Below are 2,420 nucleotides of genomic sequence, written 5' to 3' on the forward strand. Positions count from 1 at the left end.
GTCCACGCCGTGCGCCGCGTGGACGGCCCGGCCCGCTGGGGCGAGGAGCGAGACACCCGCCGGCTCCGGGCCCCAGCCATCGGCGTGCGCGGCGCTCGTCCCCGCCAGCCGGGCCGCGGGCCAGCGGAGGAGTGCGGCCCGCGCCCGGACCTCCCACGGAACCTCCGGCCAGGTGATGGCGTGGCCGGGACGGCGCCCACCACGGCAGAGGTCCAGCACCTCGGCGGAGGGCGTGCACCAGTACACCCCGGGCAGCAGGACCGCCCAGTCACGGGCAGCCCGGCCCACGGATGCACTGGAGCACCCGGCCTCGAGCAGCTGTGGGCGACTGACCACGCCCAGGTTCTCCAGACCGGGCACCTCCACACGCCCCCAGAGCCCGCCCACGAACCCAGTCCACATCGGATCGCTGCATCCACGGCTTGTGCCGCCCCGCCGCCTGTGGACCCGCAGAGGTCCTGCGCCCCACCCAGGCCCCCTTTGGGGACGGTGCCACCGGCAAGCCGTCCCGTGTGCTTGGTCCTTCCCGCGGATCGAGAAGGACCAAGCACACGCACCTGACCCGACCGCCCGCCCACGCGCCCACCCGCCCCCGGACGCGCGAACGGGGCGGCCACCCGAAGGTGACCGCCCCGTCAGGCGTGGGTGCCGGCTCTCAGAGAGCGGCGGCGCGCTTGGCCATGGCCGACTTCTTGTTGGCGGCCTGGTTCTTGTGGATCACGCCCTTGCTCACGGCCTTGTCCAGCTTCTTGCTGGCCATACGCAGGGCGTCCTGCGCGGCGGCGGCGTCGCCGGACTCGGCGGCGGCACGGAACTTGCGGATCCAGGTGCGCAGCTCCGACTTGTACGCGCGGTTGCGCTCGGTGCGCTTGGCGTTCGTCAGAACGCGCTTCTTCTGCGACTTGATGTTCGCCACGTGGGTCTCTCCCGATGAGGTCGTTGATGTTTGTGTCTGCGCGGCCACCCGCGGTCCACGTCGGGCTCGACCCGATGGTGTGGCGTCACGAGGTGATCGCTCGAGGGCGAGAGCAGTCGCTCGGGACCGGACGTGGGGATGCCCGTGGTTGAGCGGTACTCGCAAATCTGTGCCGTGCGCACGACCCTCTGGCGCGTCGGCAGTGCGGGACAGGCTACCGCATGACGCGCCAGCGCGCCGCATCCCGCACCCGGCGACACACCGCGAGGACGCACCCCGCGCCCGGCCCGGCCGACGTCGCCGCCCGGACACCCCGCCCGGCCGCTCAGCCGTGCAGGCGGCAGACCTCGTCCACCAGTCGCTCCACCGCCGAGTGCGGGTCGCGCGCAGCGCCCTTCACCTCGTGGTCGCAGCGCGCCAGGGCCTGCACCACCAGCCCGAGGCGGTGCCCGTCCCAGCCCCGCATCATGCGCCGGGCCTTGTCCACCATGAACGGCGCCATGCCCAGCTCCTTGGCCACCTGCCCCGAGCTCCGGTTGCCGGCCGAGGCCACCAGCCCGATCTGCCGCGCCTGCCCGGCCATCACCGCCACGATCGGCACCGGGTCGAGCCCGCCCAGCATCGCGTGGCGCACCAGCCGCAGCGCCTCGGCCCGGTTCCCCGCGAAGGCCGCCTCGGCCACCTTGAAGCCCGTGGTCTCCACCTTGCCGCCGTGGTAGAGGTTCACCTCCTCGGTGGTGACCGTGCCCTCGGTGTCCTCGATGAGTTGCGAGCACGCCGCGGCCAGGGTGCGGGCGTCGGACCCCGCCGCGGCCACGAGCACCTGCACCGCGTCGGCGTCGATGCGGCGCCGCGCCGCCCGGAACTCCTTCTGCACGAACGTGGCCTTGTCGCCGTCCCGCTTGAGCGCCGGCGCCTCGAGGGTGTGCGCGTGGGCCTTGGCCATCGCGTCCAGCACCCGCTTGTGCTTGGTCCCCGACCGGTGCGAGACCACGAGCACGTTGCCCTCCCCGGGGTCGGTCACGCCAGCCATGACCTCCTGCGCCAGCTGCTCGGAGGCCAGCTCGAAGTGGCGCACCACCACCACGCTGCCACCGCCGAAGAGGCTGGGGCTGAGCGCCATCGCCACCTCGCCGGGGGTGTACGCGTCGCCCTGCACGCGCACCACCTCCACCTCGGGGTCGAGCGCCCGCGCGCTGGCCACCACCTGGTCCACGGCGCGGTCGACGAGCAGCTCCTCGGGGCCCTTGACGAGCACCAGCGGCGGAAGGTCAGGCATCACGGCTCCCCAGGGTCAGGTCCAGCTGCTCCAGCCGGGCGGCCACCACGTCCGGCGCCCGGTCCACGGCGCGCGCCACGTCCTCGATGCGGGCCTGCCCCGTCTCGTCGCACGCGTCCTCCAGGGCCTCGCGCAGGGCGGCGTCGTCGGCGTCGGTCCACGCCTCGCCCCCGGTGACGGCGGTGCGGGCCGAGCGCGAGACCGGCGGTGCACCGGCCCGGCCGG

The 2,420-nt window shown here is 74.2% G+C and carries 4 protein-coding genes; all 4 read right to left on the reverse strand.

The window, feature by feature from the left end; translation table 11 throughout:
* A partial coding sequence (locus HMPREF3099_RS00230) for a hypothetical protein (RefSeq protein WP_141761901.1) occupies positions 1 to 402 on the reverse strand: 402 nt, incomplete at its 3' end.
* Between the two features lie 253 nt (positions 403 to 655).
* Entirely contained in the window at positions 656 to 916 is a 261-nt protein-coding gene (gene rpsT / locus HMPREF3099_RS00235; RefSeq protein ID WP_070703212.1) for a 30S ribosomal protein S20, read from the reverse strand.
* A 325-nt stretch (positions 917 to 1,241) separates the two neighbouring features.
* Positions 1,242 to 2,195, reverse strand: coding sequence for a DNA polymerase III subunit delta (gene holA / locus HMPREF3099_RS00240; protein ID WP_070703213.1), 954 nt, complete (start codon positions 2,193 to 2,195; stop codon positions 1,242 to 1,244).
* The coding region (locus tag HMPREF3099_RS00245; RefSeq protein WP_141761902.1) for a hypothetical protein at positions 2,188 to 2,420 on the reverse strand (233 nt) is incomplete at its 5' end. The genes HMPREF3099_RS00245 and holA, both read right to left, overlap by 8 nt.

The organism is Kytococcus sp. HMSC28H12 (assembly GCF_001816045.1).
Classification (GTDB): Bacteria; Actinomycetota; Actinomycetes; order Actinomycetales; family Dermatophilaceae; genus Kytococcus; species Kytococcus schroeteri.

Excerpts from the sequence above, each read along its gene's own strand:
- holA (WP_070703213.1), bottom strand. The coding sequence starts at position 2,195 with ATGCCTGACCTTCCGCCGCTGGTGCTCGTCAAGGGCCCCGAGGAGCTG.